Consider the following 17,215-nt stretch of genomic DNA (forward strand, 5'->3'; position numbering starts at 1 on the left):
CACTGGCCCGCGCCGATTGCACCGGAGCGCCCCGCGATAGGCGGAGAGAAGAGATGCGCTCGGGTGCGTTCGTGGTGGTGGTGGTGATGATCGGGATCGCGTCGACGGCGCGTGCGAGCGATCCCCAGGCGCTCGAGCTGGGGGGCGACGGGTTCGCCACGACGGTCGGCGAGCACACCACGCAGTACGCGATCGATCGCGCGCACGCCGGGCGCGCGCACAACGTGGAGCTCGCGGCGTCGCGGCTCGACGGAGCCGTCCTCGCGCCGGGCGAGGAGCTCTCGTTCAACGATCGCGTCGGCGAGCGCACGCGGCGCGCGGGGTTCCGCGAGGCGCCGGAGATCGCCGATGGCCACGTGACCTCGGGCTACGGCGGCGGCGTGTGTCAGGTCGCGTCGACGCTGCACGTGGCGGCGCTGCGCGCCGACCTCGACGTGCTCGAGCATCGCACTCACAGCTTCGTGTCGACGTACGCGTCGCCCGGGCTCGACGCGACGGTGTCGTTCGGTCGCATCGACTACCGGGTGCGCAACCCGCACGCGTTCCCGGTGCGGGTGCGCGCGAGCGCGGCGGGCGGCGCGCTGCGGGTGTGGATCGAGGGCGCACACGAGGTGCGATCGTCCGACGTGCAGGTGATGATCGCGCGGCGCATCCGACGCGGCGAGCAGGTGAGCGAGGACGCGCGGCTCGCGCCGGGCGCGCGGGTGGTCGACGAGCGCGGGCGCGATGGTGCGGTCGCGATCGTGACGGTCACGCGCCCCGACGGCACGACGCGCGAAGAGCGCATGCGCTACGACGCGATGCCGCGCGTGGTGCGCGTCGGACCGCGCTGATCACACGAGCTCGAAGGGCGAGCCCATCGGAGTGCGCTCGCTCGCCGACGCAGCGCGCGATGCGCCGCACGCGACGACGATCCACGCGGTGAGCGCGAGGAGCAGCCAGCGCAGCGCGGGACGGTACGAGCGGGTGCGGACGTGCGAGCGGAGCATGGGGCCTCGCGCTCCGTGCCCGCACCCGCGCGACGCGTTCACGAGAAGGTCGCGAAAAAAGTTGAGCCGGTCCGGGCGCCTGGTGGGCACGGTAGAAACACAGCCCGGAGCAACACCTGATGATGTCCATCCCTCCGCGCCGGCTCGCGCGGGTGCTCGCGTTCACGTCCTGCCTCCTCTCGCTCGCTGCGTGCAGCGAGGGCGATCCACTGCTCACCGACGTCGACGGCAGCGTCGCGACCGATGCCGGCGATGCCGGCGGCGGCGCGAACGATGCGGGACGCAGCGACGCGGGCGGGCACGACGCGGGCGCGCCCGATGCGGGCAGCGACGCGGGCCCGCCGTGCTCCGAGATCGAGCCCACCACGCCGAGCGATCCCGCGACCGGCGCGTGGGCCGAGGGATATGCGAACCCCGGCGTCGGTGGCGGCAACGCGTACGTGAGCGCGTTCGCGTTCGGCGCGAGCGGCGTGGTCTACGTCGGCGGCAACTTCACCAGCGCGGGGCTCCGCGCGGTGTCGAACGTGGCGACGTGGGACGGAACGAACGGCTGGCGCGCGCTCGGCGACGGACTGCCGACGCCGGTGTCGGGCCTCGCGGTGGGCGCGGGCGGCGCGCTCTACGCGGTGCATCGCGCGGGCACGAGCGGCAGCGCGTCGCGCATCTCGCGCTGGGACGGGACGTCGTGGACGACGTTCGCCGAGACCGACGGTGGGATCTTCGAGATCCAGGCGCTCGGTGGCTCGCTCTACGTCGTCGGTGACTTCACGACGATCGGCGGCGAGACGATCTCGCGCGTCGCGTACCACGACGGCACCGCGTGGCGCGGCTACGCAGAGCTCGCGCCGGATGCGTACGTCGCGACGATCTCCGCGGTCGCCGCGAACGACGTGTGCATCGGCGGCGGGTTCACCACGCTCGGCGCGGTCGCCGCGAACAAGATCGCGTGCTGGAACGGGACCGCGTGGTCGGCGCGCAGCCTGCCCGAGGTCGGACTGCCCAGCGTGAACGATCTGCAGCGCGATCCTGCCGACGGATCGCTGGTCGCGGGCGGCACCTTCCGGCTCGACGAGAGCGAGACGACGGGCGGCGGCATCGCGCGCTGGACCGGCAGCGCGTGGGCGCTGATCGGCGATGGCGTGATGCGCTTCGGCCCCGGCGACAGCGGCTCGGTGATCAACCTCGCGTTCGCGGGGACTTCGCTCTACGTGGGCGGCTCGATCGGCGCGGTGAACGCGACGCTCTCGACGCCGACCGAGGTGTTCAACGCGGCGCGCTGGGACGGAACCGTGTGGCACGACATGGGCGGCGGCCTGCACCGCGAGAGCGGCATCGGGTTCGGCGGACCGGTCGGTGTGGTCGCCGCGGGCCCCGACGGCAGCGTGTACTTCGGCGGGATGCTCACGCGCGCGGGCACGATCGGCGTGGGCCGCGTGGTGCGCTGGGACGGGTCGTACTGGCAGGGCCTGCGCACGCCCGGCGAGACCTATCACGGCGTGAGCGGCGACGTGCTCGCGCTCGCGAGCCTCGGCACGTGCGAGGTCTACGTCGGCGGCGACTTCCGCTATGCGGGCGGCGTCCTCGCGAACGGCGTCGCGCGCTACACGGTCGACGGAGGATACGAGTCGATCGGCGACGGCGTGCTCGGCGCGGTGCACGACCTCGCGGTCACGAGCGCGGGTCGCGTCTATGCGGTCGGCGACTTCACCGACGAGAGCGGGATCGTGATCCGCAACGTCGCGGTGTGGGACGGAGTCGACTGGAGCGGGCTCGGCGACGGAGTCGCGGGCGCGCCGCGGGTGATCGTCGTCGAGGAAGGCACGCCCGACGTGGTGTACGTGGGCGGTGAATTCGACGAGGCCGGTGGGGCACGCGCGCGCAATCTCGCGCGCTGGGACGGCACCGCGTGGTCCGATCTCGGGCGCGGGATGCTCGGATATCCCTACGACTTCAATCCGGCGGAGCACACGCCCACGCGAGTGAGCGCGATCGTGATCGATCCCGCGACCGGCGATCTGATCGTCGGGGGCAGCTTCAGCGAGATCGGCGTCGACGAGGCGCATGTCCAGACGAACAACGTCGCGCGCTGGGACGGCACGCGATGGACGGCGCTCGGCGACGGGCTCGGCGACGTGAACGGACCGGTCACCGCGCTCGCGTGGTGGGATGGACGGCTCGTCGCGGCCGGCGAGTTCCTGAGCTCGGGGCGCGACGAGGTGCTGCGCTTCGCGGTGTGGACCGGGACCGACTGGGAGCCGATCGGCACCGGCGCACCGGCGGGGACGCCGGCCGCGCTGGAGTCCGTCGGCGACGTGCTCTTCACCGCGGGCAACCTCGACTTCGATGCCGAGAAGCGCTTCGTCGCGGTGTTCGACGGAAGCGCGTGGAGCCCGCTCGGCGAGGGCACGAGCGACTCGGCGGAGGCGCTCGCCGCGATCGAGGGCGGCGTGCTCGTCGGGGGCGTGTTCGATCGCGCGGGCGGCGCGAGCGCGGTCGGGATCGCGCGCTGGGCGTACGCCGAGTGATCGTGGGTCGTCTCGTCGTCGTGATCGTCGCGCTCGTGGCGCTCTCTGCGTGCACGCTGCGCGACGATCCCGCGCTCACCGATCGCGATGCCGGAGAGAGCGATGCGTCGCGCGACGCGCAGCTCCCCGACGCGCCGTTCGACGCGGGGTTCTCGTGTCGGCCCGGCGTCGTCGCGTGCGCGGGCGACACGCACTATCGCTGCGGCGAGGACGGTGCCTCGCGCGTCGACGAGACGACGTGCCCCGAGGCGTGCGACGCCGAGCGCGGCTGCGTGACGTGCGTGCCGGGATCCCGGCGCTGCGACGGCACGGTGTCGATGGCGTGCGACGACGAGGGCACCGGCTGGACCTTCGGTCGCGACTGCGCGGACTGGGGCGTCGCGTGCGGCACCGGCGGCTGGTGCGACGACGCGTGCGCGGCCGCCGAGGCGCGTCGTTCGTACGTGGGCTGCGAGTACTTCGCGACGCCGCTGCCGAACTGGCCCGATCTCGAGCAGCACGGGTTCGACTTCCGCGTCGTGGTGACGAACCCCGAGCCGCGCCCCGCGCAGGTCACGATCTATCGCGGGACGCGGATCGTCGCGCGCGAGTCGATCGTGCCGGGTGGGTTCGCCGACATCGCGCTGCCGTGGATCCAGGAGCTCTCGTTCCCGTTCGACGGGACGCCGTGGCAGAGCGACGTCGTGCCCGACGGCGCGTATCGGATCGTCTCGACGCGCCCGGTGATCGTCGCGCAGTTCAATCCGTTCCACTACGTCGCGGGCGTCGAGCACTCGTACAGCAACGACGCGTCGCTGCTCCTTCCGGTGCACGCGCTGGGCACCGAGTACGTCGGGCTCTCGTACCCGCCGATCTCGAGCACCGCCGATGCGTGGCCGGGTTATCTCGCGCTGGTCGGGACCACGCCCGAGCCCGCGAACGTCGAGCTCACGCCGCGCGTCGACGTCGCAGCCGACGAAGGCGGGCGCTGGCCCGCGACCAGCGCGGGGACGACGATCCGATTCACGCTCGCGCGCGGCGAGGTCGCGACGATCACGCCCGCGGTGCCGCCCCTCTGCAGCGAGGAGCGACCCGAGCACTCCGACACCGGCGTCTGCTACGAGGCCGCGCACGATCTCACGGGCACGCGCATCGTGAGCGATCGACCGATCGAAGCGTTCGGCGCGCACGTGTGTGCGTACGTGCCGTTCGACACCCGGGCGTGTGATCACCTCGAGACCACGCTCGCGCCGCTCGACACCTGGGGCTCGCGCTTCGAGACGATGCCGCTGCGCGATCCCACGACCGACGTCGAGAACCTGGTGCGCGTCGTCGCGGGGCACGACGGGACGACGCTGGCGATCGATCCGCCGCAGCGCGGGATCGACGAGTCGCTGGTGCTCGATGCCGGCGAGCACGTCGACTTCCTGCTCTCGGAGGCGGTCTCGATCGTCTCGAGCCGTCCGGTGCAGATCGGACAGCTCCTGCTCGGGCAGCAAGTGCGCACGCCGCCGCTCGAGCGCGGCGATCCCGGGCTCACGATCCTGGTGCCGCAGCAGCAGTTCCGCGACTCCTACGTGTTCGTGACGCCGACCTCGTACGCGCCGACGGTGCACGGTCAGTCGTGGGTGCTGGTGTCGCGCGAGCCGGGCGCGGAGATCATGCTCGACGGCGCGGCGATCGCGGCGACGTGGACGCGGGTGGGCGATCGCGAGCTCGCGATCGTGCCGGTCTCGGGCGGCGCGCACCGCGCGAGCGCGGGCTCGACGTTCGGGCTCGTCGCGTACGGGCTCGGCGAGTACACGTCGTACGCGTATCCCGCGGGGCTCGACCTGCGGGTCATCCCGTTCTGATCGATCGACGAGCCGGCGCGCGGGCCTTATACGCTGTGGCTCGATGCAGCAGCGCTCGCGTGCCCGTGATCCCAAGCTCGCTCCCGTCGACGCGTCGGGCCCTTCGGCGCTGCCGCTCGGTCCGCGCGTCGCGTCGATCCTCGAGGTCGCGTATCGGGCGCGCCGCCCGGTGCTGCTCGAAGGGCCCACCGGGATCGGCAAGTCGGAGCTCGTCGCGCAGGTCGCGCGCTCGCTCGGCATCGCGCATCGCGTGCTCGATCTCTCGCTGCTCGAGCCGCCCGATCTCGTCGGCCTGCCGGTGATCGAGGAGGGCATCACCCGCTACGCGCTGCCGCGCTTCCTGCCCCGCGAGGGCGCGGGGATCCTGATGCTCGAGGAGCTCAACCGCGCGGAGCGCTACATCCAGCAGCCCGCGCTGCAGCTGCTCACCGCGCGTGCGCTCCACGAGTACGTGCTGCCCGAGGGATGGGCGTGCTTCGCCGCGATCAATCCCGAGACCGGCGACTACCACGTCACGCCGCTCGATCAGGCGCTGCGCGCGCGCTTCCTCCACGTGCCGGTCCGCGCCGATCGTGCGTCGTGGCTCGCGTGGGCCGACGCGAACGGCGTGCATCCCGCGGTGATGGCGGTGGCGCGCACCCACGAGCGTGTGTTCGTCGACGTGCCGCCGCGCTCGTGGACCTATGCGTCCGACGTGCTCAAGACGATGCGGCCCCACGAGCTCGCCGACGTCGCGCTGGTGCGTGACGTGCTCGCGGGATACCTGCCGCCGGTGTGGGTCGACGCGCTGCTCTCCAGTGGATCGCTCTCGGCGCGGGCGATCGAGCTCGACGTGCACACGATGCTGCGCGAGTACGGCCCGAAGAGCGCGCACGCGGACACGCTGCGCGGATGGAAGGAGCGCGGCGAGACCGATCGTCTCGACGAGCTCGTCGCGCGGCTCAAGGTCGTGCTCGGTGGGCCCGAAGCGGGCGTGCTCGCCGCGAACAAGACGCTCACGCTCGGCGCGCTCGAGGCGCTGCTCGCGGATCTTCCCGGCGATCAGCGCGAAGCGGTGCAGGACGCGCTCGGCGGCAATCCCACTGCGTGCGTGCTGCTCGACGTGCGCCCCGAGGACGTGCTCACGAACTACCAGGCGAGCCCGGCGCGCGCGCGGGTCGAGGAGTGGAAGGCCTCGCCCGCGAAGCACCACCGCATCGCGCTGCTCGTCACCGCGGTGCGCGCGAAGGTGCTCGCGCCCGAGGTCGGTGCGGAGCTGCGCCGCTCGAACGCGCAGCGGCTCTCGCTCGGTCATTTCCTGCTGCAGGTCGGTGAGCGCTGGGGCCTTCCGCTCGCCGAGGCGCTGCAGAAGATCGGCGTCACGCCGATCCGCCCGACGTGACCACCGATCTGCGCGGCTGGCTCGAAGGGTTCGTGCGCGAGACCGGGTTCCTCGCGCGTTATCCCTACTACGCGCACGTGATCGCGAGCCTCGAGCCGGTGATCGATCCGAGCGTGCCCGCGATGGGCGTGTCGCTCCACGGCGTGCCGGGGCACGGGGGTCGCTATTACCTGCACGTGAACGTCGACGCGCTGCTGCGCGCGCCGCAGTTCCTGCGCGGGATCCTGCTCCACGAGGTGCATCACGTCGTGCTCGGGCACCTCGCGCACCCGAAGTACTTCGTGCACGAGCAGCGCGATCTCATGCAGATCGCGCAGGAGACGAGCGCGAACGAGCACATCGACGAGCCGCTGCCCGATCCCGTCGTGTGGCAGCACTTCGAGCGCTTCGGGCTGCGCGCGGGACAGAGCACGCTCGAGCGTTACGACCGACTGTGCAAGGCCCGCGCGGAGGGCGCGGTGATCGCGCCCAAGCCCGGCACGAAGCTCGTCGACGATCACGACTGGCGCGACCGCGACGCGCCGCCCGCCGGAGGCGTGGGCGAGACGCGCGCCGTGATCACGAAGGCGCGTGACGCCGGTCACGAGGACGCGGAGCGCGCGCCCGAGAAGGCGCGGCGGATCGCGGGACGCACGCCGGACGAGCTGCTGCTCGAGCTCGCAGGCACCAGCGACACGCCCGAGATCTACGTCGACTGGCGCGATGCGCTGCGCAACTTCGTCGCCCACGCGCGCGCCCCGCTCCCGACGTGGTCGCGCCCCAGCCGCCGGTTCCCGACGCGCATCGGCGTGGTGCCCGGACGCACCCATCGCCTGCGCCCCGCGCTGCGACCGACGATCCTCGTCGCGATCGACACCAGCATGAGCATGAGCGAGGGCGAGCTCGCGGAGATCGCGCGACAGCTGCGACCGATGAGCGAGCTCGCGCGCATCGTCGTCGCGGAGTGCGACGTCGAGGTCGCGCGCGTCTATCCGTTCCGTGGCGCGATCGATCGCGTGAAGGGACGCGGCGGGACCGATCTGCGCCCTGCGCTCGAGCCGAGCTTCTTGCGCAAGCACGGCGCCGACGGAGTCGTGTACTTCACCGACGGCCAGGGCCCGCACCCCGAGCGCGAGCCCCACGTGCCGGTGCTCTGGATGCTCACGAAACCCGGCGATTTCGCGTGCCCGTGGGGCATGCGCGCGCGGCTGACCCGCCGGGCGTGAGGATCACCGCCCCACGTCGTGCACGAAGCCGGGCTCGACGGACTCGGCCTTGCTGGTCGAGCCGCCCGAGGAGGTACCGATGAAGCTCTGGATCCACTCCGCCGCCCTCGGTGCGGCGCTCGTCATCGCGCCGCTCGCGATCGCGCAGGACGTTCCTCGGGAGCAGCTGCCCGAGGCGGTGCGCCGCACGCTCGACCGCGAGGTCGGGCAGGCGCAGGTCGGCGAGATCGAGCGTGATCGCGAGGGCGGAACGACGATCTACGAGGTCGAGCTGATCGAGAACGGCCGGCGCTACGAGCTCGACATCAGCGAGGACGGCCGCGTCCTCCGCCGTCACCCCGATTGACGCGGGCGCGCGGCGCGCCCCGGAGGACGCGCCGCGCCGATGCGCCTCAACGGCAGCGCGGCGAGCTCGACGTCGCGGTGACGGACTCGACCGCCCCGTCCGGGCTCGTCAGCGTCCACGACGCGCTCTCGTTCGCGCCGAAGCGCACCGAGAACGCATTGCCCACGCGCCCCGGGAGGAAGTCCGCGACCTGACCGCGATCCGCGGTCGCGCCGAAGGTGTTGTCCGCGCCCGGCACGACGTGCACCGGACGGCGCGCCTCGCTCTCGTAGCCGAACGACGCGACGTACGAGCCGTCGCGCTGGCGGCGCACGCACTCGACGATCGGGTGCACCGGCGCGGTCGTGAGCGCGCGGTGGATGGTCGTCATCAGCTCGTCGGGGCTCTCGCACGGCGCGCCGAGCTCCGCGCACGCCGCGCGCACGTCGTCGGACACGCCGGCGCCGGTGAAGAGCCCGTTGACGCACGCGCCGAGACGCACGTCGAACGTCGCGCCGATCGCGCAGAATCCGTCGCCGCGCAGCTCGAGGTACTCGGCCTCGTCCCAGAGCGGCTCGTAGCAGCGCTGTCCGTCCTCGCCCGCCGCGGCGGCGCGCTCCCAGCACCCGGCGAGCATGTCGAGCGTGATCATCCGCGCATCGACGCGACCCGACTGCGGCTCGACGCAATAGAGCCCACCGAGCCCGACGTAGCGCGGCTCGAATCCGTCGGCGCACTGCGCGAGATCGAGATACAGGCCGAGGATCGGCGAGAACGTCACTTGCGCGCCGTGCTCGAGGAGCCAATTCGACACTCGATATCGCGACAGCGCGTCGAGTCGAGTGTGCCAGTTGGTGAGCGGAATCGGGACGATGTCCTGACCGGTCTCGTCGATGATGAATCCGTAGCTCGCATTGACGCCCACCACGACGTCGTTGCGGCCCTGACGGCGGTAGAGCGGACCGCCCGAGTCACCGGGGCACAGACCGCCCTGGTCCTCGGCGACGACCGGGCCCGGCGTCATCACGATGCTCGGCGCGATCTGCTCGCGATACTGCGCCGGCGTGAGATTGCGGAACACGTCGCGATAGGCCGCGCCGTCGGCAGGCATCGCGAAGGTGCGCGCGTGCTTGAGCTCGACCTGCGCGTAGCTCTCGTGGGTGTCCACCGAGTCGCGGCAGCCGTAGCCCTGGATCGCCAGCGGCTCGCCGACGAGCACCGGGCGGAGATCGACGCGCGCAGTGGGGATCCCGACGAGGTCTTCCTCGACGACGATCACGCCGACGTCGGGCATTCCGTCGGAGACGCCGCCGACTCGATTGCAGGTCAGGGGATCTTGCTCGCACGCGGCGAGGAACTCCGGGAAGACGTGGGCTTCGGCGATCGTGACCGGCGTCAGCTCGGTGGTCGCGAAGTCCACCTCGGGCTGGTTCGTGATCAGGATGCGCGCGCCGGGCTGCACCACCCAGCTGAGGCCGATCGTGCTCGAGAATTCGTCGGCCGAGAGCATGCAGTGCGCAGCGATCAGCAGGTGTCGCGGGCCCACCTTCGCCGCGGTGCACAGCGGGAATCGCATCGTCGTTCCATCGGGGAACGGATACTCGTAGGCGACCACGACGGTGCTCGGGAATTCCCCGACGTCCGCGGGCTCACCGCCGATGAGCGCGCTCTCGGCCGCGCTCGCCTCGGGCTCGATCGCGTCCGGCGCGCACGCACCTAGCATCGAAGTCGCGATCACGAGCCCACCGAGAGACCATGTCCTGCGCTGACGAGATTCCATGTCGTCGTCCCCCTGGCCGCGCACCGCGGCCGTCGGTCGCACCGCTGCCTCCGCGACGCGCACGCGCGCCGCGCTCGATCCGACCGCCCGCTGAGACGCTCCGAGGAGTGCGCGGTTCCAACCCGATTTTCGCGGCGATGTCGTTGGAATCCGGGCGGAACTCTGTATGCGCGAACCCAGCGCGTCCGGATTCTGGACCCCGTCTCGGAGCGGGTGTTATCGACGCTCGACGGAGGTCCTCTTGGGCGCGTTCCGAGGTTCGATCAGCTTCACCAAGTTCCACGTCCGCGGCGAGCTCCCGGCCGATTTCCGCGACCGGTTCGTCGAGTCCATCCGCCTTCGCGCGTTCCGCGATCTCGATCCCTCGGAAGAGGTCGACTCGCGGACCGGCTGGTGCTCGGTCGAGCATCCGTTCGATCTCGACCTCAGCTACGAGAAGGTGTTCTTCAACGACTATCTCAATCTCGGTCTGCGCACCGACACCTGGCGCATCCCGGGATCGCTCTTCAAGGCGTCGTTCCGCGAGGCGGAGCGTGCTTATTGCGCGGAGCACGGCTGCGAGAAGCTCTCTCGCACCCAGAAGAAGAACCTCGAGGCGCTGGTGATGGCGAAGCTGCGCCACAAGGTCGTGCCCGCGATGAACGTGGTCGACCTCTCGTGGGGGATAGGCGAGGGAGTCGTGCGCTTCTTCGCGAATTCGCCGAAGCAGCACGAGACGATGATCGAGCTCTTCGAGAAGAGCTTCGAGCTCGAGCTGGTGCCCGACGGCGCGTACGTCGCGGCGGAGAAGCGTGGGCTCGCGGAGCGCCTCATGGAGAAGCTGCCGCTGCTCGAGCCGTTCACGCTCGCGAGCACTGCCAACGTCTGAGGAAGGAGCGGAGTCGTGGACTACGTCGATCGCATCGAGCGCGCTCGTTTCCTCGGGCGCGAATTCCTGGTGTGGCTCTGGCACGAGAGCGAGGCCAAGGAGGGCGTGCTCACGCTCTCGAACGGCGAAGCGTGCGAGGTGTGGCTCGAGGCGCAGCTGACGCTCGTCGGCGCCGAGGACGAGAAGAGCGAGAGCAAGCTCAAGTCGGCGATGCCGAGCGCGAGCCCCGAGGCGAAGGAAGCGCTCCGCCAGGGCAAGCTGCCGATCAAGGCGAAGCTGCGCATCGCGCGCGGCACGCAGACCTGGGGATTCCTGCTCAACGCGGACACGCTGAGCATCGCGAGCGTGCAGATCCCGGCGCTGCTCAAGGAAGAGAACGACGAGAAGTTCTACGAGCGCATGGAGCTCGTCGAGACGCTCGAGACGATCCTCGACGACCTGCTCGGGCAGTTCATCCAGCTGCGCACCTCGGAGACCTGGGATGGCCAGGTGATGCCGCAGCTGCGCGACTGGGTGCGCGCGGCCTGATCGAGCGGGCGTGCGCGGTCGCGTGCCGAGTAGTGCCAGCGCGCGACCGCGTGATTTCCGCTGAAATCGGGCAATTCCTGATGGCGCGTCGCGTGCAGATCGGCGCGCGCATGAGCCGCTCATCGCCCTCGCTGATCGATCTGATCGCCGCGCAACGCGCCCCCGTCGTTCGGATGCTGCGGGTGATCGCGGGCGCGTCGATCGCGGCGACGCTCGGTGCGGGCTGCGCGGACTCGCATTTCTCGCATCCCGATTTCGTCGAGTCGCCCTCGTGCACCGAGAGCCACGCGTGGCAGCCGCTCGACGCGCTCGACCTGCCCGCGCCGCGTACGCACCTCGCGCTCGTGGCCAACACCCAGGTCCTCACCGTCGTGACCGTGGTCGACGAGACGGGCACGCGGTGCGGCGACGCGACCGACGCCACGACCTGCACCGAGGCGTTCGACGCGGCGACGATCCCGACCAGCGAAGGGGCGCACCACGTGGTCTCGACGGACGGAGATCGCGTCGAGGCGTGGACCGGGCGCGCGCGATTCGCGGAGCTGCTCGGCACGATCGACACACCGGACGAGGCGCTGATGATGGTGTGGAGCGAGGGCTTCACGGTGGAGTGCGGGTCGGTGTCGCGATCCGCGGTGCGCGAGGTCGAGGGCGGCTTCGAGGTCATCGCGCGGAAGACGGTGCGCGACTGCAACCCGATCGTGACCCGTCGCTTCGTGCTCTTCGTGAGCAGCGCGGGTGAGATCGAGGAGATCGCGAGCGAGGAGGTCGAGCGCATGGACGGCGCGTGCGCGGGACGTCGCCCCGAAGGGCTCGAGCCGGCACGCGGCGTTCGAGGCCCGAGCGCGGTGGGCCGCTACCTCGCGGAGATCGCGCGGCTCGAGGCGAGCGCGGTGATCGCGTTCGAGGTGATGGAGCGCGAGCTCCTCGCGCTCGGAGCGCCCGAGGCGCTGCTGCGTGCGGTGCGCGAGGCGCGCGCCGACGAGGTCCGGCACGCCGAGGTGATGGGCGCGCTCGCTCGTGCACGCGGTGCCCGCGTGGAGGCGCCGGTCGTTCCGTCACGGCCGCTGCGCGATGCGCTCGCGATCGCGCTCGAGAACGCGGTCGAGGGCTGCGTGCGCGAGACGTTCGGGGCGATCGTCGGGCTGCACCAAGCGACCTGCGCGCAGGACCCGGCGCTCCGCGACGCGATGCGCGTGATCGCGGAGGACGAGCTGCGCCACGCCGATCTCTCGTGGCAGCTCGCGGCGTGGCTCGAGCCTCGCCTCGACGACGCGGCGCGTGCCGAGGTGGATCGTGCTCGCGCGCGTGCGCTCGTCGCGCTCCGCGCCGAGGTCGCGATCGATCCCGATCCCGAGCTCGCGCGCGCTGCGGGCCTGCCGAGCGCGCGCGTCGCGACCGAGATCGTCGAGCGCATCGCGCGCTCGATCGGATAGGCGCGGTTGTTGCGCGACGCCTCCGCCGATCACGGGAACGGAGGTCTTGCGTGCTCGAGCCGATTCAGAAGATCACGCCGCGCGCGATCGGCGCGGACGTCGACATCCTCTCGTCGTTCTATCCGGTGCCCGGCCTCGGGCTCTTGCCGATCAACGCGTTCGTGCTGCGCGCGAAGGAGCCGGTGCTCGTGGACACCGGGTACGTCGCGGGCTCGGCCGCGTACCTCGATGCGGTGCGCACCGCGATCGATCCTCGCGATCTGCGGTGGATCTGGCTCACCCACGCCGATCCCGATCACATCGGCGCGCTGCGCGACGTGCTCGCGGAGGCGCCGAGCGCACGGCTCGTCACCACGTTCCTCGGGCTCGGCAAGCTCGGGCTCTACGGGCCGATCGCGCCCGAGCGCGTGTTCTTGCTGAACCCCGGACAGAGCCTCGACGTCGGCGATCGCAAGCTGCTCGCGCTGCGGCCGCCGACCTACGATGCGCCGGAGACGACCGCGTTCTTCGACCCGAGCACGCGCACGCTGTTCTCGTCGGACAGCTTCGGCGCGGTGCTCTCGAAGCCGGTGGAGAGCGCGAACGAGCTCGGCAGCAACGCGCTGCGCGACGGCGAGGTGACGTGGGCGACGATCGACTCGCCGTGGCTCGGCGCGCTCGAGACGCCCCCGTTCGAGCGAACGCTTTCGTCGGTGCGCGCGCTCGCGCCCGAGCGCGTGCTGAGCACGCACCTGCCGCCGGCGTTCGGCATCCTCGACACGCTGCTCGACAACGTGCGCGCGGCGCGCTCGGTGCCGCCCTTCGTCGGGCCCGATCAGCCGGCGTTCGCACGACTGCTCGCGCCCGCTCCGCCGCCGGCTCCGGAGCCGCTCCACGCGTGAGCGCGACCGACGCGCGACGCCGCAGCACGACGCTCGCGCGAGGCACGGCGCGACACGAGCGCTTGCTCGCGCCCGCACACGTGCGAGCCTCGCGGCCGTGGAAGACGTCGACGGTGCGATCACGGAGGGGCTGCGCGCGACCGGCATGCGCGAGACCCAGCGCGAGATGGTGCGGGCACACCTCGATGCGCCGCCCGACGTCACGACGTGCTGCGGCAGCTCGTGCGATCCGTGCGTGGTCACGCTGGCGCGCGCGGTGCGAGTCGCCCGTCGCAAGCTCGGTCGAGAGACGTGATCAGGTCGCGGGCAGTCGCACGTCGAGATCGGGATAACGCTCCTTCATGAAGCGCAGCGCGACGATGGTGTGGCAGCGCATCACGTCGGGGTTCTTCGTCGAAGGGCAGCTGCAGCCGAGATAGACGTCGTGCCACCGCGCGAACGAGGCGAGCCGATCGAAGGGCTTGCGGTTCGCGGCGAAGCGCTCTTCGAGCAGCGCGCGGTACCGCGCCGCGTAGGTCTCCCACGCGGCCTCGTCGCGAGCGCTGCCGAACACCTCGTCGACGATCTCCTTCGTGGGCCGCAGCACGTGCGACGTGTGCTTGCGCGTGTCCTGTCGGATCCCGCGCGGCAGCGACGACGAGCGCGCGCCTCGCACGATCGAGTAGCGCGTGAGCACGAGCGATCCGTGAGGCTCGCGCCGGTCGGTGTCGAGGATCGCGGGCGATCGCGGCTGGCTAACGCGGGAGTCGCGACTCGATCGCGTCCTTGCCGATCATCGCGAGCCGCTCGTCCTCGAGCTCCGGCAGCCCGCTCACGGCGACCGCGCCGATCACCACACCCTGGCGATCCACCACTGCCACGCCGCCGCCCCACCCACACGCGCGCCGATCGCCGTAGTACGCGATGTCGAACGCTTCGTCGGGGTTGCGCAGCCGCGCACCGATCGCGCGCGTCGTGCCGCCCTGGGTCGCGGCGGTCCACGCCTTGTTCGTCGCGATCGCCACCGACGTCGCGGGCGCGCCGTCGAGCCGCGCGAGGAGCACGAGATCGCCGTGCGCGTCGGCCACCGCGATCACCGCGGACTTCCCCGCGAGGACGAGGGCATCGCGCACGGCGTCGACCGCCACCGTCGCGTCCAGCAGATCCAGCGTCGCAATCGATCGCATCGCGCGCGAGGGTAGCGCGTCCGGAGACCCGCGCCCGGGGCGCTTGAGCAATGCGTGTGCGCGGCGAAATCGGACGGCATGAACGCCATCGCCGTACCGCGGGCCCGCCCCGCAGTGGTGCTCGACACGGGGACGCCGCCGCCGTCGCGATTCGATCCGCGAGAGGTCGCCGGACGCGTCGCACGACGTGCGCGCTGGCACGTCCAGCGTCGCCGGTTCCACTTCTTCGGTCACGACTCGTCGCTCGAGCGACACGTCGCGCTCCACCGGCCCGAGGCGATGTCGATCGGACGCGAGGTCACGGTCCGCCGGTTCGCGCGCCTCGAGGTCGTCGCGCCCGACGCGCAGCGTCCGGTCCTGCAGATCGGCGATCACTGCATGATCTCGGAGTTCGTGCACATCGGGGCCGCGGCGAGCGTGATCCTGCGTGCCGGCTCGGGGCTCGCGGCGCACGTGCTGATCATCGACCACGAGCACGACCTGCGTGACCCGACCGACTATCGGAACACCCGCGTCATCGCGGCGCCGATCGACATCGGCGAGCAGGTGTTCGTGGGAGAGCGCGCCTGCATCCTCCGCGGCGTGACCATCGGCGCGCGGTCGATCATCGGCGCGGGGAGCGTGGTGAACACCGACATCCCGCCGCTGTGCGTGGCGGTCGGCGCGCCGGCGCGGGTGGTGAAGCGCTGGGACGAGCGCCGCGGAGAGTGGGTGTCCGTCGATCGCTGAGAGAGAATCAAGCGTCGGAGTCGAATCCGTCTCTCAGCCACGCGCCGAATCGCTCTCCGATCATCAACACCGCGAGGTGGATGTTGGCAGTCGGGACCGTCGGCATGATCGACGCGTCGGCGACGTGCAGCCCCTCGATGCCATCGACGCGCCCGTGCTCGTCGACCGCCTCGCCCATCGGGACCGTTCCGCACGGGTGGTAGCCGGAGTCGCAGTGGGTCGGGAGCATCGCGTCGAGCCGGGCGCGATCGCGCAGCGTCTGCTCGCGCGGCCACACGAAGCGATGCGCCCCACGCAGCGGCGCGGTCTCGCAGAGCTCTCGCGCGAGCATCAGCCCTTCGATCGCGACCTCGCGATCGCGCGCATCGGCGAAGAAGCGCGACGAGACGATCGGGGCGTCGCGCGGATCGGCGCTCGGATGGCGCAGCGAGCCCGTCCCCACCGGCTTTCCGACGTGCATCATCACGCCGACGCCGGGCAGCGCGACGCCCCGCCCGATCGGGAAGAACCAGAACGATCCCGCCTGCAGCTGCAGGTCGCCGTCGAAGCGCGAGTGCTTCGAGCGCAGCCGCAGCGCGACCTGGATCAGCGGTCCGTGCACGTCCGAGCGCATCGGCGCGCGCGGCCAGCAGAAGACCGCAGTGCCCGGATGATCGAGCAGCTGCGCGCCCACCGCGGGCACGTCGCGCACCCGGCGCACGCCGAGCCTCGCGAGCTCCTCGCGCGGACCGACGCCCGAGCGCAGCAGGATCCCCGGCGTCGCGAGCGCGCCCGCGGAGAGCACCACGCGGCGCGCCGAGAGCGTGTGCACGACACCGTGTCGCTCGACCTCGACCCCGCACACCCGCGAGCCTTCGATCAGCACGCGATGCACCAGCGTGTGATCGCGGATCGTCAGGTTGCGGCGCGCGCGCACCTCGGGCCCGAGCCAGCACGACGCGGCGTCCTGCCTGACTCCGTCGATCACGTTCATCGCGTGGGCGCCCACGCCCAGCGCGCCCGGTCGGTTGTGATCCTCGACCGGCGCAAAGCCCATCGACAGGCACGCATCGCGATAGGCGCGCTGCCACGGCACGAGCTCGTCCTCGCGGGCGCGACGGATCGGGAGCGGGCCGCGATCGCCATGGATCTCGGGGTCGCGCGCGCCGAAGTCGAGGTCGCGCTCGAGCCGCCGGAACGCGGGCAGACAGCGCGACCACGACCACGCGCGGAGGCCACGATCGGCCCACTCGTCGTAGTCGGCGGGCACGCCGCGCAGCGCGATGCAGGTGTTCACCGCCGACGAGCCTCCGACGACACGACCGCGCGGCATCGGCACCGGCGCGAGGCTGCGATCGCTCGGGCGGTGGCGGAACCCCCAGTCGTGCCGCTGGTAGCTGTTGCGCGTGCCGTCGCGCAGGTCGTCGGGGCGCGCGCTCGGGTAGTCGGGCCCGGCCTCGAGGAGCAGCACGTCGTGATCGCTGCGCTCGCTGACGCGCGATGCGATCACGCAGCCCGCCGAGCCGGCACCGACGACGATGGTGTCCGCGTGGAGCGTCGGGCGCCGCATCGAGCGCGCGCGTTGTAGCTC

Annotated in this window: 17 protein-coding genes; 12 read left to right on the plus strand and 5 right to left on the minus strand. The window is 71.8% G+C overall.

Translation table 11 applies throughout. The annotated features are described in order from the left end of the window. The first annotated feature begins 53 nt into the window (after nucleotides 1-53). Complete coding sequence (locus I5071_RS31890; protein WP_236517037.1) at nucleotides 54-833, plus strand: VanW family protein; 780 nt, start codon at nucleotides 54-56, stop codon at nucleotides 831-833. Here I5071_RS31890 and I5071_RS31895 read toward each other — a convergent pair whose 3' ends face one another. Next, a complete protein-coding gene (locus tag I5071_RS31895; protein WP_236517038.1) occupies nucleotides 834-989 on the minus strand; it encodes a hypothetical protein in 156 nt (51 codons plus the stop codon). Nucleotides 990-1,108: 119 nt separating this feature from the next. Here I5071_RS31895 and I5071_RS31900 point away from each other — a divergent pair, with 119 nt between their 5' ends. From I5071_RS31900 to I5071_RS31920, 5 genes are all read left to right on the plus strand, one after another. After that, nucleotides 1,109-3,514 carry a hypothetical protein gene (locus I5071_RS31900; RefSeq protein WP_236517039.1) on the plus strand — a complete coding sequence of 802 codons (2,406 nt, stop codon included), beginning with the start codon at nucleotides 1,109-1,111 and terminating at the stop codon, nucleotides 3,512-3,514. 2 nt (nucleotides 3,515-3,516) lie between these two features. Further along, nucleotides 3,517-5,346, plus strand: a complete 1,830-nt coding sequence (locus I5071_RS31905) for an IgGFc-binding protein (RefSeq protein WP_236517040.1) — start codon at nucleotides 3,517-3,519, stop codon at nucleotides 5,344-5,346. 43 nt (nucleotides 5,347-5,389) lie between these two features. After that, complete coding sequence (locus I5071_RS31910) at nucleotides 5,390-6,727, plus strand: AAA family ATPase (RefSeq protein WP_236517041.1); 1,338 nt, start codon at nucleotides 5,390-5,392, stop codon at nucleotides 6,725-6,727. Further along, the gene (locus I5071_RS31915) at nucleotides 6,724-7,932 is read left to right on the plus strand and encodes a VWA-like domain-containing protein (RefSeq protein ID WP_236517042.1); all 1,209 of its coding nucleotides are present in this window, start codon (nucleotides 6,724-6,726) and stop codon (nucleotides 7,930-7,932) included. Before I5071_RS31910 ends, I5071_RS31915 begins: the two co-directional genes overlap by 4 nt. Nucleotides 7,933-8,011: 79 nt before the next feature. After that, nucleotides 8,012-8,278: a PepSY domain-containing protein gene (locus tag I5071_RS31920; protein WP_236517043.1), complete on the plus strand. Its 267-nt coding sequence runs from the start codon at nucleotides 8,012-8,014 to the stop codon at nucleotides 8,276-8,278. Nucleotides 8,279-8,324: 46 nt separating this feature from the next. Here the strand turns inward: I5071_RS31920 and I5071_RS31925 are convergent, their stop codons facing one another. Continuing rightward, nucleotides 8,325-9,980 carry a S1 family peptidase gene (locus tag I5071_RS31925; RefSeq protein ID WP_236517044.1) on the minus strand — a complete coding sequence of 552 codons (1,656 nt, stop codon included), beginning with the start codon at nucleotides 9,978-9,980 and terminating at the stop codon, nucleotides 8,325-8,327. A 298-nt stretch (nucleotides 9,981-10,278) separates the two neighbouring features. Here I5071_RS31925 and I5071_RS31930 point away from each other — a divergent pair, with 298 nt between their 5' ends. The 5 genes from I5071_RS31930 (at nucleotide 10,279) to I5071_RS31950 (ending at nucleotide 14,045) form a co-directional block, all read left to right on the plus strand. Beyond that, nucleotides 10,279-10,905 (plus strand): hypothetical protein, encoded by a 627-nt coding sequence (locus tag I5071_RS31930; RefSeq protein WP_236517045.1) that lies wholly within the window; start codon nucleotides 10,279-10,281, stop codon nucleotides 10,903-10,905. Between the two features lie 15 nt (nucleotides 10,906-10,920). Beyond that, complete coding sequence (locus I5071_RS31935) at nucleotides 10,921-11,433, plus strand: hypothetical protein (RefSeq protein ID WP_236517046.1); 513 nt, start codon at nucleotides 10,921-10,923, stop codon at nucleotides 11,431-11,433. Between the two features lie 110 nt (nucleotides 11,434-11,543). Then, nucleotides 11,544-12,869: a ferritin-like domain-containing protein gene (locus I5071_RS31940; RefSeq protein WP_236517047.1), complete on the plus strand. Its 1,326-nt coding sequence runs from the start codon at nucleotides 11,544-11,546 to the stop codon at nucleotides 12,867-12,869. Nucleotides 12,870-12,919: 50 nt separating this feature from the next. Beyond that, on the plus strand, nucleotides 12,920-13,750 hold the full coding sequence (locus I5071_RS31945; RefSeq protein WP_236517048.1) for an MBL fold metallo-hydrolase: 831 nt from the start codon (nucleotides 12,920-12,922) through the stop codon (nucleotides 13,748-13,750). 97 nt (nucleotides 13,751-13,847) lie between these two features. Further along, nucleotides 13,848-14,045 (plus strand): hypothetical protein, encoded by a 198-nt coding sequence (locus tag I5071_RS31950; RefSeq protein WP_236517049.1) that lies wholly within the window; start codon nucleotides 13,848-13,850, stop codon nucleotides 14,043-14,045. On the opposite strand, the gene I5071_RS31955 is transcribed toward I5071_RS31950, so the two are convergent. Next, nucleotides 14,046-14,426 (minus strand): hypothetical protein, encoded by a 381-nt coding sequence (locus I5071_RS31955; protein ID WP_236517050.1) that lies wholly within the window; start codon nucleotides 14,424-14,426, stop codon nucleotides 14,046-14,048. 58 nt (nucleotides 14,427-14,484) lie between these two features. Continuing rightward, a complete protein-coding gene (locus I5071_RS31960; RefSeq protein WP_236517051.1) occupies nucleotides 14,485-14,916 on the minus strand; it encodes a GlcG/HbpS family heme-binding protein in 432 nt (143 codons plus the stop codon). A gap of 78 nt (nucleotides 14,917-14,994) precedes the next feature. Here I5071_RS31960 and I5071_RS31965 point away from each other — a divergent pair, with 78 nt between their 5' ends. Continuing rightward, nucleotides 14,995-15,645 (plus strand): acyltransferase, encoded by a 651-nt coding sequence (locus I5071_RS31965; protein WP_236517052.1) that lies wholly within the window; start codon nucleotides 14,995-14,997, stop codon nucleotides 15,643-15,645. Nucleotides 15,646-15,652: 7 nt separating this feature from the next. Here I5071_RS31965 and I5071_RS31970 read toward each other — a convergent pair whose 3' ends face one another. Further along, entirely contained in the window at nucleotides 15,653-17,194 is a 1,542-nt protein-coding gene (locus tag I5071_RS31970; RefSeq protein ID WP_236517053.1) for a GMC family oxidoreductase, read from the minus strand. Between the last annotated feature and the right edge of the window lie 21 nt (nucleotides 17,195-17,215).

Source organism: Sandaracinus amylolyticus (assembly GCF_021631985.1).
Classification (GTDB): Bacteria; Myxococcota_A; Polyangia; order Polyangiales; family Sandaracinaceae; genus Sandaracinus; species Sandaracinus amylolyticus_A.

Excerpts from the sequence above, each read along its gene's own strand:
- I5071_RS31965 (WP_236517052.1), top strand. The coding sequence starts at position 14,995 with ATGAACGCCATCGCCGTACCGCGGGCCCGCCCCGCAGTGGTGCTCGAC.
- I5071_RS31960 (WP_236517051.1), bottom strand. The coding sequence starts at position 14,916 with ATGCGATCGATTGCGACGCTGGATCTGCTGGACGCGACGGTGGCGGTC.
- I5071_RS31920 (WP_236517043.1), top strand. The coding sequence starts at position 8,012 with ATGAAGCTCTGGATCCACTCCGCCGCCCTCGGTGCGGCGCTCGTCATC.
- I5071_RS31925 (WP_236517044.1), bottom strand. The coding sequence starts at position 9,980 with ATGCTAGGTGCGTGCGCGCCGGACGCGATCGAGCCCGAGGCGAGCGCG.
- I5071_RS31970 (WP_236517053.1), bottom strand. The coding sequence starts at position 17,194 with ATGCGGCGCCCGACGCTCCACGCGGACACCATCGTCGTCGGTGCCGGC.
- I5071_RS31895 (WP_236517038.1), bottom strand. The coding sequence starts at position 989 with ATGCTCCGCTCGCACGTCCGCACCCGCTCGTACCGTCCCGCGCTGCGC.
- I5071_RS31890 (WP_236517037.1), top strand. The coding sequence starts at position 54 with ATGCGCTCGGGTGCGTTCGTGGTGGTGGTGGTGATGATCGGGATCGCG.
- I5071_RS31900 (WP_236517039.1), top strand. The coding sequence starts at position 1,109 with ATGATGTCCATCCCTCCGCGCCGGCTCGCGCGGGTGCTCGCGTTCACG.
- I5071_RS31910 (WP_236517041.1), top strand. The coding sequence starts at position 5,390 with ATGCAGCAGCGCTCGCGTGCCCGTGATCCCAAGCTCGCTCCCGTCGAC.
- I5071_RS31940 (WP_236517047.1), top strand. The coding sequence starts at position 11,544 with ATGAGCCGCTCATCGCCCTCGCTGATCGATCTGATCGCCGCGCAACGC.